The following is an 18,254-nucleotide window of genomic DNA, read 5'->3' on the forward strand; positions in this document are numbered from 1 at the left end:
GAACAAGGTATAAGTAAGAGCGCAATACTTCGGCTTTGCGGGTTTAGGGCAATGAATGTTCAGAAAAAAAGTGCGCTTTTCTGCTACGCTGCCGCCCGATACTGATGATAATAAATGGGGATTACAATGCGGATTAACCTCTTGCTCGGACTGGCGGTAGGGACTTTACTGCTGGCGGGCTGCAGCAGCTCCAATCAACTGAGTTCCGGTGGACAGCGTGTGACTTTCGTTGACCAACAGCCTGGAAGCCAATGTCAGCTGCTGGGCAATGTCACCGGCTCACAGAGCAACTGGTTGAGCGGATCAGGCGGTGAAGGCAGTTCGCTGCGTGGCGCAGCCAACGACCTGCGTAACCGTGCGGCAGACATGGGCGGCAACGTGATTTACGGTGCAACCAGCCCAACGCAGAATCTGCTCTCTGCATTCGCACCACTCGACAGCAAAATGTCGGGTCAGGTGTATAAGTGCCCGTAATGGCATGAACGAGTTGTAAAAGAAGCCGCTGATGCGGCTTTTTTTATTCCTGGCGGAGCTGCAAATCCAACGGCGTTTTGCTTGGCTCTCCGCCAATCTCGCGCGCCAGCTTTGGCACCATATAACCGGAAACCATCGCCAGCAATTGGCGTACCAGCGCACGTGCTTCGTCATCCGAGACAAAGAAATGCGCCGCGCCTTGCACTTTATCCAGTACGTGCAGGTAATACGGCAGAATACCGGCATCGAACAACGCGTTGCTCAGGTTGGCCAGCGCTTGTGCATCATCATTGATACCGCGCAGTAGCACGCTCTGATTAAGTAAGGTCACACCCGCACGTTTCAGCATCTGCATGCCGTAGCGCAGCTCATCGTCAATTTCTTGCGCGTGGTTGATGTGGCTGACCATCAGCACTTGCAGCCGCGTCTCAGCCAGAATCTGACACAATCCTTCCGTAATACGAGCCGGGATCACCACGGGTAAACGGCTATGAATACGCAGACGCTTGAGATGAGGGATTTTCTCCAGTGCGCCAACCAGCCACGCCAGCTCATGGTCTTTCGCCATCAGCGGATCGCCACCCGAGAAGATAATCTCATCCAGCTCCGGATGCTCAGCGATGTAATTGATCGCGGCCTGCCAGTTACGCTTATTGCCCTGATTATCCTGATAGGGGAAATGACGACGGAAGCAGTAGCGGCAGTTGACGGCACAGCCGCCTTTCACCAACAGCAACGCACGGTTTTTATACTTATGCAGTAAACCAGGCACCACGCTGCTTTGTTCATCCAGCGGGTCGGTACTGTAACCTGGCGCATCAACAAACTCCTGACGGCTGGTCACCACCTGCAGCAAAAGTGGGTCGTTTGCATCGCCTGGCGTCATGCGCTGAATAAAGGCACGGGGCACACGCAGCGCAAAAAGCTTGCGCGCATCGTTGCCTGCGGCCAGATCCGCATGCTGTTCGAGAGATAAAAGTTGCAGTAATTCAGTAGGATCGGTGACAACATCAGCAAGTTGCTGCAACCAATCTTCTCTGATGGGGGGATTTAGGGTTACAATGTTTGCCATTTTTTTGGCTATTACCAGTTCAATATTTACAGAGGGCCTTTATGGCGACTTATCTTAGCAACGATTTCCGTCCCGGTCTTAAAATCATGTTCGAAGGCGAACCATACGCCATCGAAGCCAGTGAGTTCGTCAAACCGGGTAAAGGCCAGGCATTTGCGCGCGTGAAAATGCGTCGTTTGCTGACCGGTTCTCGCGTTGAGAAGACCTTCAAATCTACCGACTCTGCCGAAGGCGCAGACGTTCGTGATATGACGCTGCAGTACTCTTACAACGACGGCGATTTCTTCTACTTCATGCACCCAGAGTCTTTCGAGCAGTATCAGATCGAATCTAAAGTGCTGGACGACGTGACCAAATGGCTGCAGGACAATGCGGATTGTATCGTTACCCTGTGGAACGATAAAGCTATCGCTGTTCAGCCACCGAACTTCATCGAAGCCGAAGTCATCGAAACTGACCCAGGTCTGAAAGGTGACACTGCCGGTACCGGCGGCAAGCCAGCAACCCTGTCTACTGGCGCAGTGATCAAAGTTCCACTGTTCGTGCAGATTGGCGAAGTGGTAAAAGTTGACACCCGCTCTGGCGAATACGTTTCTCGCGTAAAATAATTGCCAAATCAGGCGCATCAATCGATGCGCTTTTTTTTGAGTTCAGAATAATGAAAAAGATAGCGAAACTGGCTGTTTTTGCGTTGCTCGTCTCTTCTGCTTTAAGTGCCTGCAACACCTTTCACGGCTTTGGTGAAGACGTCTCCCATTTGGGCGGTGCTATTTCACGTGCAGCCGACAAATAAATTGCGACGACATCGCCTTTTCTCAGCGGCTTAGCCAGCAGGGCTGTATAGAAGGTCTATGCTTGAAAGGCTGTACTTTTACTGCAACCAACAAGGATATGGCTATGTTAAAGAAAAGTATTGTCGCGATTCTTTCTGTTCTGGTGCTTTCCTCTGTGTTGACCGCCTGCAATACCACCCGTGGTGTTGGCGAGGACGTTCAGGCCGGTGGCAAAGCGATTCAGCGCAGCGCACAGTAATCAAAACCGGTGCGAAACCTGGTTTCGTACCGGATTTTCTCTTATCCCACTTCTTTGTCTGAAAAGACAGCGCGAGCGTCCTCGATCCCGACGCGCCGTTGTCTGGCGTAGCCAATACGGGTAGACTTCTCCCCCTTATCTGTATACGGAGTCACCAACATGAGCGAAACGGCAAGCTGGCAGCCGAGCGCACCCATTGCCAATTTGTTGAAACGCGCCGCCATTTTGGCGGAGATTCGTCGTTTCTTTGCCGATCGCGGCGTGCTGGAGGTGGATACCCCGGCGATGAGCCAGGCGACCATCACTGACATCCATCTGGTGCCGTTCCAGACGCGTTTTGTCGGCCCCGGAGCCGCGGAAGGACGCGATCTGTGGCTGATGACCAGCCCGGAATATCACATGAAGCGCCTGCTGGCGGCGGGCAGTGGCCCGATCTATCAGATGGGACGTTGCTTCCGTAATGAAGAAGCGGGCCGTCACCATAATCCAGAGTTCACCATGCTGGAGTGGTACCGCCCGCACTACGATATGTATCGTCTGATGAACGAAGTCGACGATCTGATGCAGCAGGTGCTGGAGTGCGATAGCGCCGAATCCCTGTCGTATCAGCAGGCGTTTATTCGCCATCTGGAACTCGATCCTTTGTCGGCGGATAAAACGCAGTTGCGTGAAGCAGCGGCTAAATTGGGTGAAAGCGAACTGGCGAACCGTGAAGAAGACCGCGATACGCTACTGCAGCTGCTGTTTATGCTGGGCGTTGAGCCGAAGATTGGTAACGATAAGCCGTGCTTCGTGTATCACTTCCCGGCCAGCCAGGCGGCATTGGCGGAGATCAGCACTGAGGATCATCGCGTCGCGGAACGGTTTGAGGTGTATTACAAAGGTGTGGAGCTGGCTAACGGCTTCCGTGAGTTAACCGATAGCCGCGAGCAGCGTCAGCGCTTTGAGCAGGATAACCGCCGCCGTGCCGCCCGTGGACTGCCGCAGCATCCGATTGATACCAACCTGCTGGATGCGCTGGCACATGGCATGCCTGCTTGCTCAGGTGTGGCGTTGGGTGTGGATCGTTTGATTATGCTGGCGTTGAAAGCCAATGCCTTGAGCGATGTGATTGCCTTCCCGGTGGATCGCAGCTGATCATTCTTGCTCGGGCAGGGTGTTTCAGACAACAACGGCGCAGGTATTGCGCCGTTGTTCATTTAAGGGTTACTGCTGCGTCGTGGGAGCGGCTGGTGCTTCGGGGAATTCCTGAATGGTGACGGGCAGCATCATCTTCTGCTCGTTACGCAGAACCTGCACCTGAATCACCGATCCTGGGCGAATCTCCGCCACCTGATCCATGGTTTCCTGCGCGGACAGCGCCGGTTTGCCGTTCACCTGCAATAGCACATCATTGGCCTGAATCCCGGCATGATCGGCTGGCCCACCTGGCGTGACCTCACTAACGATAATGCCCTGTGCCCGATCCAGACTACTGCCCTGACCATGCAGCGGCGGCAATTCACGTCCGGTGATGCCGATATAGCCGCGAATCACCCGACCATCGCGAATCAGCTTATCCATGATCTTGGTTGCTAACGCGGTCGGAATCGCAAAGCCAATCCCTTCCGGCGTTTCGCCATCATTGCTTTTATCAAACGTCAGCGTATTGATGCCCATCAGTTCGCCTAGCGAGTTAATCAACGCGCCGCCTGAGTTGCCCTGATTGATGGAAGCATCGGTCTGCAGGAAGTTTTGACGTCCAGATGAGCTTAAGCCCACGCGCCCGGTGGCACTGATAATGCCCTGAGTGACGGTCTGGCCGAGGTTATAGGGGTTGCCAATCGCCATCACCACATCACCGATATGGGCGATACGTTTGGCGTTGATGGGAATCACTGGCAGGTTGGTGGCGCTGATTTTCAGCACCGCCAAATCGGTCATGGCATCAGAACCCACTAAAGTGGCCTCGAAGAAGCGGCCATCCTGCAACGCCACAATGATCTGGTCGGCGTTATTAATCACATGCTTATTAGTGAGGATGTAGCCTTTCACGTTCATGATCACGCCTGAACCCAGCGTGGTGATACCGCGATTGTTGTTGCCATGGGCACTGCGGTTATAGACGTTGACCACCGCAGGCACAGCGCGGCGCACCCCCTGATTGAAGCTCACGGGGGATTCATCATCACTGTTGTCATGATCAAAGGTGACGTTGCTGCTCATACGCAGCGCAGGAATCGCAACAAGCAGTAAGCCCGCCACGATCAAGCCCATCACCACAGAACGCAAAAGTTTAGGAAACATGGTGTTATTTCAGGAAAGGTGGGATCGCTGGGCAGAATAACATGAGAAAGGCGGACAAACACCTGCTTGTCCGCCTGTTGCGAGGATTATCGCATAAGTAAGTAAATGCTCTCGTCGCCGCGCACCACGTTCAATGCCAGGATCGCGGGTTTACTTTCCAGCGCTTTACGCATTTCCGCCAGTGAAGTGACACGATCGCGGTTAACACCGACAATCACATCATCTTTCTGCAAGCCAGCCTGCTCAGCCGGCGTGCCTTTTTCGATGGCATCCACTTTTACGCCTTTATCGCCGCTCTTAGCTGCGCCATCGCTCAGTGTTGCACCTTGTAAGGCAGGTGACATCAGCTGGGCGCTGGCGGTACTTTGCGCGCTCTGCTCCAGCGTCACAGTCACCGTCACAGGCTTACCTTCACGCAGCAGACCAATTTTCACCTGCTGGCCCGGCGGGGTGGTACCCACTTTCACGCGTAGCTCAGCAAAGCTGGTGATGTCTTTATCGTTGATGGAGGTGATGATATCGCCTGCTTTGATGCCTGCTTTTTGTGCGGCGGAGTTCGGCAGCACTTCTGAGACAAAGGCGCCGCGCTGCGCATCAACGTTAAAGGCTTTGGCGATGTCAGGCGTCATTTCGGTGCCTTTGATGCCCAACTGACCACGTTTCACTTCACCAGACTGAATCAGCTGCTGCGCCAGATTCATCGCCATGTTGCTTGGAATCGCGAAGCCGATACCGATGTTGCCGCCGCTGGAGGCCAGAATCGCGGTGTTGATACCAATCAACTCGCCATTCAGATTCACCAGCGCACCGCCGGAGTTACCCCGGTTAATCGCTGCATCGGTCTGGATGAAGTTTTCCAGCCCTTCAAGGTTCAATCCGCTACGCCCCAATGCCGAAATGATACCGGAGGTCGCGGTTTGGCCGAGGCCGAAGGGGTTACCGATAGCCACGGCAAAGTCGCCCACTTTCAGTGAGTCTGAGTCGGCGATTTTCACCTGCGTCAGATTTTTAGCGCCTTCGACCTGAATCAGCGCGATGTCGGTTTGCTCATCATGGCCAATCAGTTTGGCATCATATTCATTGCCATCGCTGAGCTGGACGCTGATTTTATCGGCACCGTTCACCACGTGATTGTTGGTGAGGATGTAGCCCTTCGCCGCATCAATGATCACGCCTGAACCAAGGCCTTCAAACGGCTGTGGCTGGGATTGTCCCGGCGCCTGACCAAAGAAGCGCTTCAGCGGTTCAGGAATGTCCTGTGCCTGCTGACCACTGTCGGTGCCTTCAACATGCACGCTGACGACCGCGGGCAGAACTTTTTCCAGCATCGGTGCCAGGCTCGGCAGTGCCTGGCCCTGCACCTGAGCGGGCAGCGTCGCCATCGCGCCAGGCGTTGCCGCCAGACTCATCCCAATACTCAAGGCTAATGCGCTTAACAGTCGTGCTTGTTTTTTCATTGCTACAACGCTCTCGCTGCGAAAGAAGAAAGGGGGATAGAAAGTGTGACAGTAGTTTGGCGTAAGTGTTCGGAAAACAAAAAGGGCACAGCTAAGCTGTGCCCCAAAAGGATTATTTACGCGGTGTACGGTCGCTACCGCGCAGCAAACCGGATGCGCCATCAGAGTAATCACGCGGCATTTGCACCGGTGCCTGATCGTTATCCGCTTCGGCTTCCGTCAGCTGGTAGGCAAACGGATTTTTTTCGCCTGGCAGATTTGGCAGCAGGTCATTCGAACCTTTTGCCATATGCTGATACAGCTGGCGATAATCATGTGCCATGTTGTCCAGCAGTTCTGCGCTGCGCGCAAAGTGGTTGGTGAGCTCTTCGCGATAATCTGCCAGCTCAGCCTTCGATTTTTCCAGCTCGTACTGCATGCTACGCTGCTCACGCAGCTTCTTGTTGCCAAAACGCATAACGACTGCGCCGACAATAATGCCAATCACTAAACCAATCAGCCCGTATTCCCAGGTCATAATGACTCCCGTGTAATTTCCGTTGCTTCGTAGGGCATTGCTTCTGTTTCCACTTCAATAGCAGCCACTATAACCAATAATCTTATGGAAGTGGAACTATCGGGCTGCATCGCTTAGTGTAGTGCGGCCTAATTTTCGCCAACCGACCCGTGAATCGGACTTTTTCAGGGATTCTGAGAGAACCATGCAAACCTCATCTCCGCTTGCCCGCTATGAGCAGGCGCTATCACAGGGCGAGTTTCGTCCGGATGATGTACAACGCGAGGCTATTACCCGCCTGGATGCGATCCAGCAAGGATTGATTGCCCGTAAGCCCGCGCCTGAACCTGCCGCTAAAGGGCTATTTGGCCGCTTATCGAAACTGATGACCAAAGAGAAAAACAGCAGCGGAGCGCCGGTGCGGGGTCTCTATATGTGGGGCGGTGTCGGTCGCGGTAAAACCTGGGTAATGGATTTATTTTTTCAGTCTATTCCTGGCGATCGTAAACTCCGCCTGCATTTTCATCGCTTTATGCTGCGCGTCCATGAAGAACTCACGCAGCTGCAGGGGCACAGCGATCCGCTGCTGATTGTGGCCGACCGCTTTAAAGCAGAGACCGATATTCTCTGCTTCGACGAATTTTTTGTGTCAGACATTACCGATGCCATGCTGTTGGGTACGCTGATGGAAGCGCTGTTTGATCGCGGTATCGCACTGGTCGCGACCTCAAACATTCCGCCTGACGATCTGTATCGCAACGGCCTGCAGCGCCCGCGTTTTCTGCCCGCTATTGAGCAGATCAAACGCCATTGTGATGTGATGAACGTGGATGCGGGCATTGATTATCGCCTGCGTACGTTGACTTCCGCCCATCTGTGGAATTTCCCGCTTAACGACGCCACGCATGCTGAGATGGAGCGTATGTTCCGTGCACTTTCCGGCAAACCGCGTGAAGAGGCGCCGGTGCTGGAGATTAACCATCGTCAGATGCCGACGCTGGGCGTTAACGAAGGCGTATTAGCCATTGATTTCCTGTCGCTGTGCGGCACAGGGCGCAGCCAGCACGACTATATTGAATTATCACGCCGCTTCCACAGCGTGTTGCTGTACGATGTGCCGGTGATGATTTATAAGACCGAAGATCAGGCACGCCGTTTCCTGGCGTTGGTGGATGAGTTCTACGAACGCCACGTTAAACTGGTGGTCGCGGCCGAAACCTCACTGTTTGAAATTTATCAGGGCACGCGCCTGAAGTTTGAGTATCAGCGCTGCTTGTCGCGTTTGCAGGAGATGCAGAGCGAAGAGTATTTGCGTCTGCCGCATCTGCCCTGATGACGTGGGCAGAAAACGCAGGATTTCGATGCAAAAAGGTTCGATCTTTGAGTTCGACTTCTCTATAATCTTGCGACCCCACGTTACAGCATCGGTTTTCTTTCCCAAGAACTCGATGTGATCCGGTAACTCACTTGAAGGGGTGGCTTGCTGGGCAAAATGGTCGTGTGAGCCTCAATCGTTTACTTAGCGTTTGGGATTTCACCAACGTGTAACTTTTTATTTGGGTAAGCTTTTCAATGAAAACTTTTACAGCTAAACCAGAAACCGTACAGCGTGACTGGTATGTTGTTGACGCAACTGGCAAAACCTTGGGTCGCCTCGCGACTGAACTGGCGCGCCGTCTGCGTGGTAAGCACAAAGCGGAATACACTCCGCACGTTGATACCGGTGATTACATCATCGTTCTGAACGCTGAGAAAGTTGCTGTAACCGGCAACAAGCGTACTGACAAGATTTATTATCACCACACTGGCCACATCGGTGGTATCAAGCAAGCGACCTTTGCAGAGATGATCGAGCGCCGTCCTGAGCGTGTGATTGAAATCGCGGTTAAAGGCATGCTGCCGAAAGGCCCGCTGGGTCGTGCTATGTACCGTAAACTGAAAGTTTACGCAGGCAACGAGCACACTCACGCGGCGCAGCAACCGCAAGTTCTTGACATTTAATCGGGATTATAGGCAATGGCTGAAACTCAAAACTACGGCACTGGTCGCCGCAAAAGCTCTGCCGCTCGCGTCTTCATCAAGCCGGGTAGCGGTAACATCGTAATTAACCAGCGCTCACTGGAGCAATACTTCGGTCGCGAGACTGCACGCATGGTCGTGCGTCAGCCGCTGGAGCTGGTTGATATGGTTGGTAAATTTGACCTGTACATCACTGTTAAAGGTGGTGGTATTTCTGGTCAGGCTGGTGCGATCCGTCACGGTATCACACGCGCTCTGATGGAATACGACGAGTCTCTGCGTCCTGAACTGCGTAAAGCGGGCTTCGTTACCCGTGACGCACGTGAAGTTGAACGTAAGAAAGTCGGCCTGCGTAAAGCACGTCGTCGTCCGCAGTTCTCTAAGCGTTAATTGTTGCTGCTTCGGTAGACACAATTTGCTCAAAAAACCCGCTTCGGCGGGTTTTTTATTGCTGCCATTCACGATTTTTCACGCTAAAAACGCGAGCTTTACCCGCATTTTGCCCGCAATTCATCATCCCCGCCCCACAAGCTGCTTAAAATCTGGTAAACTCACTGACACTTTGCGCCCGCAAGCCGGAGCGTTGTGCGTGTTATTCCTGTCGGGACGACGGGAAAGCGCCGCTGACGTTGGCTGTGTGCGAATCTGATGAGCAGGTGAGTCGCCGCGTGGTTGGCTATTCGCAGTATCTTTTTGTGAACAAACTTGGAGGTTTTCATGGCTGTCGCTGCCAACAAACGTTCGGTAATGACGCTGTTTTCCGGTCCGACTGACATCTTTAGCCACCAGGTACGTATCGTGCTGGCAGAAAAAGGCGTCAGCGTGGAGATCGAGCAGGTTGAAACGGATAACCTGCCGCAGGATCTGATTGACCTCAACCCGTATCGCACTGTACCAACGCTGGTTGACCGTGAACTGACGTTGTATGAATCACGCATCATCATGGAATATCTGGATGAGCGTTTTCCACATCCACCGCTGATGCCTGTTTACCCGGTTGCCCGTGGTGAGAGCCGCCTGATGATGCATCGCATCGAGCAGGACTGGTACACCCTGATGCGCGCGATCGAAACTGGTAACAACGCTGAAGCTGATGCCGCGCGCAAACAACTGCGTGAAGAGCTGCTGGCGATTGCGCCACTGTTCGCACGCACGCCGTTCTTTATGAGCGAAGAGTTCAGCCTGGTAGATTGCTACCTGGCACCGCTGCTGTGGCGTTTGCCGCAGATGGGCGTAGAACTGGTTGGCGCGGGTTCTAAAGAGCTGAAAGGCTACATGACACGCGTATTTGAACGTGACTCTTTCCTCGCTTCATTAACGGAAGCAGAACGTGAAATGCGCCTGCAAGCCCGGGGCTAATGTATGGAAATGTCGCAACTAACGGCTCGTCGTCCGTATCTGCTGCGCGCGTTCTATGACTGGTTGCTCGACAACCAGTTGACGCCGCATCTGGTGGTCGACATCAATCTGCCTGGTGTGCAGGTGCCGCTGGAGTATGCGCGTGATGGCCAGATCGTTCTGAACATTGCGCCACGCGCTGTCGGTAACCTCGACCTCGCCAACGACGAAGTGAGCTTCAATGCACGCTTCGGCGGCGTACCGCGCCAGGTTTCTGTGCCAATGGCGGCTGTTCTGGCCATTTACGCACGTGAAAACGGTGCAGGTACCATGTTCGAACCGGAACCGGCTTACGAGCTGGAAACCAACGAGCAGGAAGGTCAGGAAGAGACGATGATGTCTGTGATTGATGGCGATCGTCCCGACGATGCGGCTGATAACGATCATTCGCCTGATGATGAACCGCCACCGCGTGGTGGACGTCCTTCATTGCGCGTAGTGAAGTAAATCGCATGAAATAAAAAACGGGCCAATTGGCCCGTTTTTTTATGTCTGCAATGCTTAGTAGACGTCACGCAGGTAGCGTTTATCTTTCTTCAGCTGATCGATGTAAGCTGCCGCACGTTCGCTGGAGAGGCCACCGAACTGGCGCACTACTTCATACAGCGCAGCATCGACATCTTTCGCCATGCGCGAAGCATCGCCACACACGTAGAAATACGCGCCATCCTGCAGCCAGGCGTACAGCTCAGCGCCTTTTTCCAGCATACGGTTCTGCACGTAAATCTTCTCTTCCTGATCGCGTGAGAACGCCAGGTCGAGATGCGTTAACAGACCGCTTTGCTGCCAGCCGCTCATCTCATCTTCATAGATGTAGTCGTGTTCCTGATGCTGATCACCAAAGAACAACCAGTTTTTGCCTTCAGCACCGGTTGACTGACGCTCCTGCAGGAAAGCGCGGAACGGTGCAATACCGGTGCCAGGGCCAACCATGATCAGCGGCGCATTGGTATTCGCCGGTACGCGGAACGCTTTGTTCGGCGAGATGAAGATTGCCGGCTTCTCACCACGACGCACGCGCTCAGCCAGGTAGGTTGAACACACGCCTTTACGCTCACGGCCACCACTGTGGTAACGCACTGAAGCGATAGTCAGGTGTACCTGATTTGGATGCGCTTTCGAGCTGGAAGAGATGGAGTACGCTCGGTGCTGCAACGGACGCAGCATCGCGATTAGTTCTGGCACAGACAGGTGGCGCTTCAGCTCCAGCTGCAGCAGGTCCAGCGTATCTTTGCCCCACAGCCAGTTGGCCAGGGTATCTTTGTCGTCATGCTGCAACACGTGCAGCAGTTCCTGATTACTGGTGTTCTGTCCAACCCACTCAATCAGTTTGCGCGATGGCTCAGAGATTTCGAACTGATAGGTCAGCAGGTCGCCGAGGTTACGATCAAAGCCAGGAACCGGCGTTTCATAGTCGGCTTTCAGCTCGCTCAACAGCAGGCTAACCAGTTCAGCATCGTTCACTGGGATCACGCCCAGAGCATCACCGGCTTCATATTTCAGGCCGCTGTCGGTGAGATCGAATTCAAAGTGGCGAATATCTTTCGCTGATGATTCGCCAGACAGACGCTTATTGGTCGCCAAAGCAGCCGCGTAAGGGTTCTGTTTATTGCTACCTGGAATGACCGGTGCTTCTGGCGCGCTCTCTAATACCGTGCCGCTGCTGCCCGCACTGGCGGCAAACTGTGGCATTGCATCGCCAATCCATGCACTCGACGGCTCTTCGAAGTCGATGTCGCAGTCGATGCGGTCAAAGACGCGTTTAGCACCCAGCTGTTCCAGGCGCATATCGAAGAATTTACCGGCCTGGCAGAAGCCATCGTAGCCGGTATCGCCAATCGCCAGGATGGCAAAGTGCATCTGCTCAAGACGCGGCGCGGTGCTGGCAGAGAGTGCCTGCCAGAACAACTGGGCGTTGTCCGGCATTTCGCCTTCGCCATAGGTTGAGGTGACAATCAACACGTGGCGCATGGTGGCGAACACGTCCAAATCCACTTCGCCCAATGCCTGAACCACCGGCACCAGACCTTTGGCACGAGCGGCTTTCGCGGCAGTTTGTGCCAGCGCTTCCGCATTGCCGGTTTGTGAACCGAACAGAATGTGCAACTGCGTGTTGGTGGCGCCACCGGCCGCAGGTGCCGTCTGCTTATCTTCTAATACCAACAGACGCGAGTGGAGACCGGCGAGAAAACCCGCCAGCCAGTATTTCTGTTCGCCGTTAAACGGCGCATCTTCAGGAATGTAAGGAATCTTCATGGATATCTGTACTCAAACCCGTCTCGTGATGTTCAGTCAATATACACACATTCATTGGTGCTGCTATCAGGAAAGTTTCCCGACAGCAGCGGCGATTTCTGGCAGCGCAGCGCGTGCAAACAGCTCTTCAAAATCAGGCAGATGACCCAGCACCTCGCGGTTACGCGCATCCTGATAAATGATCCACCCGTAGGTTGCCAGGCTGTCCATGGAGCGAATGTTACGTTGCGTCAGCGCCGCTTTGTAATCGGACATACGTTTGGCCGCAATCAGGCTAGCCAGTTCGTCATCGCTGTAGCTCTCAATCGCTGAGCGTGCATGGCGTTGCAGTTTGCTCACCAGCGCAAAATCTTCGGTCATCAGCAGGTTACGAACCGCTTTCTCGACCGCCGCATCTTCCACTGGCGTGCCTTTCGGCAGTTTGCCCAGCGCCAACTGCTGCGCGAAGCTCAGTACGGTGTAGTTGTTAAGCAACACGAACATCTCTGCCGTATCGGTCGCACCGTAAGCCGGTACTGCGCCATCCGCAATGGTTTTGCCTGTACGCCATGCCGCTTTGAACTTGGCAACCTGATGCGCAGCCAGTGACGTTGACAACTCTTCCAGCAGATCCTTGCGCGATTTCGCTTTCAGGATCTCGCCGCCGTCTTGATACAGCAGCAGCGAACGCGGCATCACATAGACAAAGTGGTGGCACTCGGTTTCCCAGTTCTCCAGCAGCCAGGCTGCACGAGGGGAATTAGTGGCTTCCAGATGCCAGTTCAGCATGGTCAGTACCGCTTGCTTGTGCACCTGCGCCAGTTCGTCTTCGTCAGCGATAGAACCGAACAGCACGGAGTCACCTGCCGCGTGTCCCGCTAATGCGCCGTACGGATCGTACTGGTAAGCAAAGCCACCGCTCATGCCGTTGCCGAAGCCTTTACCAAAGGTGCCGAGGTTCAAAATCGCACCGTTGGTCATGTATTCGCAGCAGAAATCACCGACGCCTTCGACGACTGCGGTTGCACCAGAGTTACGCACAGCAAAACGGTCGCCCGCCTGGCCTTGTACGAACAAGCGGCCACCGGTCGCGCCGAACAGCGCGAAGTTACCGATCAGCACGTTGCCATCACTGTCTTGCGCGCCGCCGCCTGGTGACATCACTACCAGCTCGCCACCGCACTGACCTTTACCCACGCCATCATTACAGGTGCCGTAGTGCTTCATCTGCATACCATCGTTGCAGAAGGCACCAAATGACTGACCGGCAGATCCGCTGGTGTGGATGTTAACGGTGCGCGGTGCCAGGTAGTGACGGCCACGATCGTCTTTGAACACCGCTGGCAGTGCAGCACGTTGTTCAGCAGACAGTTCATGATTCAGCATGCGCTCGATGTCGATGGCCAACTGGCCGCCAACACTCTTGTTACGGTTGTTCAGGGTGATGCCTGCGCCGAGCGCGATATCGCGGCTCGCCTGGCCAATAAGCTGAGTTTTCAGCTCTTCAACCCAGCCATCATCCAGCTCAAAATCTTTTTCCAGATAGACCGGCTTAGCGATCTTCTGCTCTGGCACCACGGTCAACATGGCACGCAGATCCAGTTTGCCCACTTCCAGCGGATGATCCATCAGGTGCAGCAGGTCAGAACGACCGCGCGCTTCGCGCAGTGAACGCAAGCCGAGGCGGGCGAGGAACTCACGCACTTCCTGCGCCACGTTAACGAAGTACTGCGCCAGCTGACGCGGATCGCCATCAAAAGCTTCGGCGTTGGTGGTTAAACCGGCCGGGCATTTGACGTTACAGTTTTTCGCCATCACGCATTTCAGCATCATCAGCGCGGTGGTGCCGAACTCGAAGCTATCGCCGCCGAGCAGGGCCGATTTGATCACATCGCTACCGGTTTGTTGTGCTCCGGAGCAACGCAATTGAACTTTGTCACGCAGGCCATTCGCGCACAGCGCCTGATGCACTTCTGCGATACCGATTTCAGCGACGCGGCCGGTGTATTTCAGGCTGGTGACCGAGGCCGCACCGGTACCACCGGTGTTACCTGCCACGTTGATCACGTCTGCGCCGGCTTTTGCCACGCCGACCGCGATGGTGCCGATACCTTCTGAAGACACCAGTTTCACGATGACGCGCACGCGCGCCGCTTTACAGTCGTGAATCAACTGCGCCAAATCTTCGATGGAGTAGGTGTCGTGGTGCGGCGGTGGTGAAACCAGCTCAACACCTGGCGTACCGCCACGCGCTGCAGCGATCTCCACGGTGACTTTCGGTGCTGGCAGCTGTCCGCCTTCACCCGGCTTCGCGCCCTGACCAATCTTGATCTCCAGCTCTTCCAGCATCGGGTCGGCCAGATAAGCCGCCCACACGCCGAAACGACCAGACGCCAACTGCTTAATGCGTGACGCGCGGATGGTGCCGTGACGGGAATAGTGCTCGCCACCTTCACCACAGTTACTCATGCCACCGACCATGTTAGTACCGTGCGCCACGGCTTCGTGCGCAGGCGCGACCAATGCACCGTGGCTCATCGCACCTGAGGCGAAGGTACGGGTGATTTCGTGTGCCGGTTGAATCTCTGCCAGCGGCAGCGAAGGCAGCGCGGTAAAGATCAGTGACAGGTAATCTGCCGCTTTACCGTAAGCGGTGATGTGCAATACACCGTCGGCTACGCTGCTGCTTTCGATGTCATCGTTGAAGCGCGTTTTCAGGGCACGTGCCAGCGCTTCCAGACGTTCATTTTCTGGCTTCAATCCTGCGATAGAATCAATCAGGCGCAGTTCAAACTGATTCAGGCTGCCGTCCACCGCTTCACACTTCAGTCCACGCGTGGCGAAACCGTTGTTGACCAGTGAGTAGCGACCCAGTTTGCGACCGAACTCCGCTTCGCTGTCAACGTGGGTCAAATCGCACGGCAGCGCGAGGATGTCACGCAGTGCTGCTGGACGACGTTTGCGTTCCGCATGCATCAGGCTGGAGAACTGACGGTAATCCGGCGTAATCGCCAGTGAGTCAATCACCTCGTTCGGGATGCGCTCGAAGCTGCTGTCTTTGAATGCCTCAGCTTTGATGTTGAAGGCATTATCCAGTTTGGCCAGCGTCATCAGACGGATGAAGTTATCTTCTTCACGCGCTTTGTCAGCGAAGCGAATCGGCTGTTCCGTCATATCAATAAAGGTACGTACGGCGATGGTGCCGTAAGAGTGACCTGCGCCTTCCGCACGCTCTTTGAACAAGCCGAGCAGTGGCACTTCCGCCTCGCCCTGAATTTTCAGCGAGCTCTGATGCCAGTCAGCTGCCATCTGAGCGATAGCCGGGAAGCCCGCGCCGCCCACTGGAGTTTTGATATTCGGGAAGTACTTCTTCAATACCGGATCGTCGGTATTCAGGAAGTTAGGTTCAAAGAACTCACCACAGCTGTAGCTCTCAACGGTACAGAGACCCACTTTACCCATGGTTTTCATCAAGGCTTTTTCGGCTGCTTTGGCATAGCGTTTGAAGGCTTTGTTACCTTCTTCACCTTCGCCATATTTCTCTTCAGCACGCATCTGCACGCCGAGCGGATAAACCGCGGACGCACCAAAGCCTAAAGTGGCTGCGATGTGGTGAGAGGAGATACTCTGGCCGCTTTCTACCACCAGAGAAACATCCAGACGCAGACCTTCCTGCACCAGACGCTGGTTAATGGCAGAAACCATCAGCAGCATTGGAATTGCCGCGTGAGTCGAAGAGATGTGGCGGTCAGTGATGACTGCGATGCCGCCTTGCTGGCGTGCGAAATCTACGACCTGCTGTGCCAGGTTATCGATGGCGTTTTCCAGCGCATTGGCGTTAGCCGCACGGCTGACGATATCTTTGCCTACCACCGGCTCATACAGCATTTCAAAGCGTGCATAAGGTGCGACGGTTTGCTCGCGCAGACGCAGCATGTCGAGGTGCGTCAGGATCGGCGTAGGCACGATAACCTGCTGACCTTTGCTACGGCCGAGATGCGGTTTCGCACCCAGCGCCACGCGCAGCGTCATGCCATCCGCTTCACGGATGGAGTCCAGTGGCGGGTTGGTAACCTGAGCAAAACGTTGTGAGAAGTAGTGCGCCATGCCGCCTTCGTGGTCAGACAGGCCATTGATGGCGTTGCCGTAACCCATCGCCGAGATCTTCTCAGCGCCGGTTTGCAGCATCGGGTCCATCATGAATTTGAAGCTTTCCTGGTTGTAGTAGTAAGCCACGAAACGTTGATAGGTTTGCAGATCACCACGATAACGCAGCGGAGAACCTAACTGTTCCGCCTGAATTTCCGGCAGATCGTGCAGGTCTACGCGTGCTGCGCTCAACAGTGAAAGGTAATCTTTCTCTGCGGCCAGTTTTTCCAGCGCTTCCACCGTGGTGTAAGAGCGTTTTTCTTTGTGATCGTAATAAAGCATGCCGCCTGCTTCGATGCGACCGCGGCGCAATACGCTTTCCGGTGGGAAGGCGATCTGGCCGGCTTCTGACATCGCACCGATGTACTCAGCGGTTTCGACTGAACGCAATGGACGCAGGCCGAGGCGGTCAAGGCGCGCCCCGATCACTTCGCCATTACCGAAGATCAGTGCAGCCGGGCCATCATTCTTCTCTTCGTAAAGGGAGAAGTACTCCAGCATCGCGCGCACTTCATTCGACAGCGAGGTATCGTTCTCCCATGCTGGCGGCATCATCGACACCACGGCGTTGATCAGGTCGAGGTTATCTTCCATCAAACGGCTGTGAATGCTCTGGTCAAGACGCGAGCTATCGGACTGACCTTTTGGACGCACGATTTTCTTGCCACGCGCCAGCATCAGTGCGGCTTCCGCAATGCGGTTTTTACGGTCGGTGTTCAGCTCACCGTTATGCGCCATCAGGCGGAACGGCTGTGCCATGGTGGTGTGCGGATCGGTGTTGGTCGAAAAGCGGGTATGGAAAAACAGCCCGCGCACCTGATGATCGGCATCGGTCAAATCTTTGAAGTACGGAATCACTTCATTGGAGTTCAGGCGTGCTTTAAACACCTGGGTGCGTGAAGAGAGCGACAGCGGATAGAGGCCGCCGAATTCGCTTTCAGTAAAGGCACGCGCTTCGATGTCCAGCAGCGCACGATAGATGTGGCGCTCGAACTCGAGTTGCTCTGTGACTTCCTGCGGTGCCGCAAAGATCCACTGCACAATCGGCAGCTGGAATTGCAGAGCGGCAGGGCGTGTCACGCTGCCGTCCAGCGGCATATCGCGCTTCATCAGCACAGGGAAGTTATGGGCAGCGAGGGTTTCTTCCACCAGACGCTCTGCGTTCGCACGCAGCTCGGCATCTTTCGGCACGAAGAAGTTACCGACGCCAAAGCGACCCGCTTCCAGCGGTTGGCCGGTGACTTTACGGAAGAAGTTCAAAGAAAGGTCGACGTTGACACCTGCGCCATCGCCCACGCCCTCAGCAGACATCCCGCCACGGTGCGGTACCGTGCACAGTGCGCTATGCGCCATCTGCAGGATCTCATGGGTCTGCTCGCCGTCCTTACGGGTAATAAACCCGACACCACAGCTATCGCTTCCTGCTGATGGATCATACAAACCATATGGATGAGGTTTTTGAGTGGACATTGAGGGTCTCCTTAAACTGCTTTTGACATTACCTGCATTATTTCAAGCACAGAGCACTGCTGCGTGCTGTATCAAATTCGTTTTCGCCGCTTAAACGCGGACGTCGCAATACCGAGCAAAGGCTCTCAAGAGATTATGTTGTCGTCCTTGATGAGCTGCTCTTACT

The 18,254-nt window shown here is 54.7% G+C and carries 16 protein-coding genes; 10 read left to right on the forward strand and 6 right to left on the reverse strand.

Going from position 1 to position 18,254, the window contains the following annotated elements; genetic code table 11:
- Positions 1-126: 126 nt before the first annotated feature.
- The gene (locus ACXI0A_RS03705) at positions 127-474 is read left to right on the forward strand and encodes a DUF4156 domain-containing protein (protein WP_224932290.1); all 348 of its coding nucleotides are present in this window, start codon (positions 127-129) and stop codon (positions 472-474) included.
- A gap of 43 nt (positions 475-517) precedes the next feature.
- Here ACXI0A_RS03705 and epmB read toward each other — a convergent pair whose 3' ends face one another.
- A complete protein-coding gene (gene epmB / locus ACXI0A_RS03710; RefSeq protein WP_476150302.1) occupies positions 518-1,546 on the reverse strand; it encodes an EF-P beta-lysylation protein EpmB in 1,029 nt (342 codons plus the stop codon).
- Between the two features lie 41 nt (positions 1,547-1,587).
- On the opposite strand from epmB, the gene efp reads away from it, so the two are divergent.
- The 4 genes from efp to epmA all read left to right on the forward strand — a co-directional run bounded on the left by efp (position 1,588) and on the right by epmA (position 3,715).
- Complete coding sequence (gene efp / locus ACXI0A_RS03715) at positions 1,588-2,154, forward strand: elongation factor P (protein WP_008104410.1); 567 nt, start codon at positions 1,588-1,590, stop codon at positions 2,152-2,154.
- A 50-nt stretch (positions 2,155-2,204) separates the two neighbouring features.
- Positions 2,205-2,339, forward strand: coding sequence for an entericidin A/B family lipoprotein (locus ACXI0A_RS03720; protein ID WP_084934331.1), 135 nt, complete (start codon positions 2,205-2,207; stop codon positions 2,337-2,339).
- 104 nt (positions 2,340-2,443) lie between these two features.
- Positions 2,444-2,578 carry an entericidin A/B family lipoprotein gene (locus tag ACXI0A_RS03725; RefSeq protein ID WP_038649531.1) on the forward strand — a complete coding sequence of 45 codons (135 nt, stop codon included), beginning with the start codon at positions 2,444-2,446 and terminating at the stop codon, positions 2,576-2,578.
- 159 nt (positions 2,579-2,737) lie between these two features.
- Positions 2,738-3,715: an elongation factor P--(R)-beta-lysine ligase gene (gene epmA, locus ACXI0A_RS03730; RefSeq protein ID WP_224932292.1), complete on the forward strand. Its 978-nt coding sequence runs from the start codon at positions 2,738-2,740 to the stop codon at positions 3,713-3,715.
- Between the two features lie 69 nt (positions 3,716-3,784).
- Here epmA and degS read toward each other — a convergent pair whose 3' ends face one another.
- The 3 genes from degS to zapG all read right to left on the reverse strand — a co-directional run bounded on the left by degS (position 3,785) and on the right by zapG (position 6,838).
- The gene (gene degS, locus ACXI0A_RS03735) at positions 3,785-4,864 is read right to left on the reverse strand and encodes an outer membrane-stress sensor serine endopeptidase DegS (RefSeq protein WP_476150301.1); all 1,080 of its coding nucleotides are present in this window, start codon (positions 4,862-4,864) and stop codon (positions 3,785-3,787) included.
- Positions 4,865-4,950: 86 nt separating this feature from the next.
- Entirely contained in the window at positions 4,951-6,321 is a 1,371-nt protein-coding gene (degQ, locus tag ACXI0A_RS03740; protein ID WP_224932294.1) for a serine endoprotease DegQ, read from the reverse strand.
- Positions 6,322-6,433: 112 nt separating this feature from the next.
- The gene (gene zapG, locus ACXI0A_RS03745; RefSeq protein ID WP_034826655.1) at positions 6,434-6,838 is read right to left on the reverse strand and encodes a Z-ring associated protein ZapG; all 405 of its coding nucleotides are present in this window, start codon (positions 6,836-6,838) and stop codon (positions 6,434-6,436) included.
- 184 nt (positions 6,839-7,022) lie between these two features.
- Here zapG and zapE point away from each other — a divergent pair, with 184 nt between their 5' ends.
- The 5 genes from zapE to sspB all read left to right on the forward strand — a co-directional run bounded on the left by zapE (position 7,023) and on the right by sspB (position 10,681).
- Positions 7,023-8,150: a cell division protein ZapE gene (zapE, locus tag ACXI0A_RS03750; RefSeq protein ID WP_476150298.1), complete on the forward strand. Its 1,128-nt coding sequence runs from the start codon at positions 7,023-7,025 to the stop codon at positions 8,148-8,150.
- 239 nt (positions 8,151-8,389) lie between these two features.
- Positions 8,390-8,818 carry a 50S ribosomal protein L13 gene (gene rplM, locus ACXI0A_RS03755; RefSeq protein WP_034826650.1) on the forward strand — a complete coding sequence of 143 codons (429 nt, stop codon included), beginning with the start codon at positions 8,390-8,392 and terminating at the stop codon, positions 8,816-8,818.
- Between the two features lie 15 nt (positions 8,819-8,833).
- Entirely contained in the window at positions 8,834-9,226 is a 393-nt protein-coding gene (rpsI, locus tag ACXI0A_RS03760) for a 30S ribosomal protein S9 (RefSeq protein WP_034826648.1), read from the forward strand.
- Between the two features lie 327 nt (positions 9,227-9,553).
- Positions 9,554-10,195, forward strand: coding sequence for a stringent starvation protein SspA (gene sspA / locus ACXI0A_RS03765; RefSeq protein ID WP_084934324.1), 642 nt, complete (start codon positions 9,554-9,556; stop codon positions 10,193-10,195).
- Between the two features lie 3 nt (positions 10,196-10,198).
- Positions 10,199-10,681 carry a ClpXP protease specificity-enhancing factor gene (gene sspB / locus ACXI0A_RS03770; protein WP_100704396.1) on the forward strand — a complete coding sequence of 161 codons (483 nt, stop codon included), beginning with the start codon at positions 10,199-10,201 and terminating at the stop codon, positions 10,679-10,681.
- A 54-nt stretch (positions 10,682-10,735) separates the two neighbouring features.
- On the opposite strand, the gene ACXI0A_RS03775 is transcribed toward sspB, so the two are convergent.
- Positions 10,736-12,490 (reverse strand): sulfite reductase subunit alpha, encoded by a 1,755-nt coding sequence (locus tag ACXI0A_RS03775; RefSeq protein WP_476150295.1) that lies wholly within the window; start codon positions 12,488-12,490, stop codon positions 10,736-10,738.
- A 66-nt stretch (positions 12,491-12,556) separates the two neighbouring features.
- The gene (locus ACXI0A_RS03780) at positions 12,557-18,088 is read right to left on the reverse strand and encodes a glutamate synthase-related protein (RefSeq protein WP_476150293.1); all 5,532 of its coding nucleotides are present in this window, start codon (positions 18,086-18,088) and stop codon (positions 12,557-12,559) included.
- Between the last annotated feature and the right edge of the window lie 166 nt (positions 18,089-18,254).

It is taken from the genome of Pantoea sp. C1E2 (assembly GCF_056491465.1).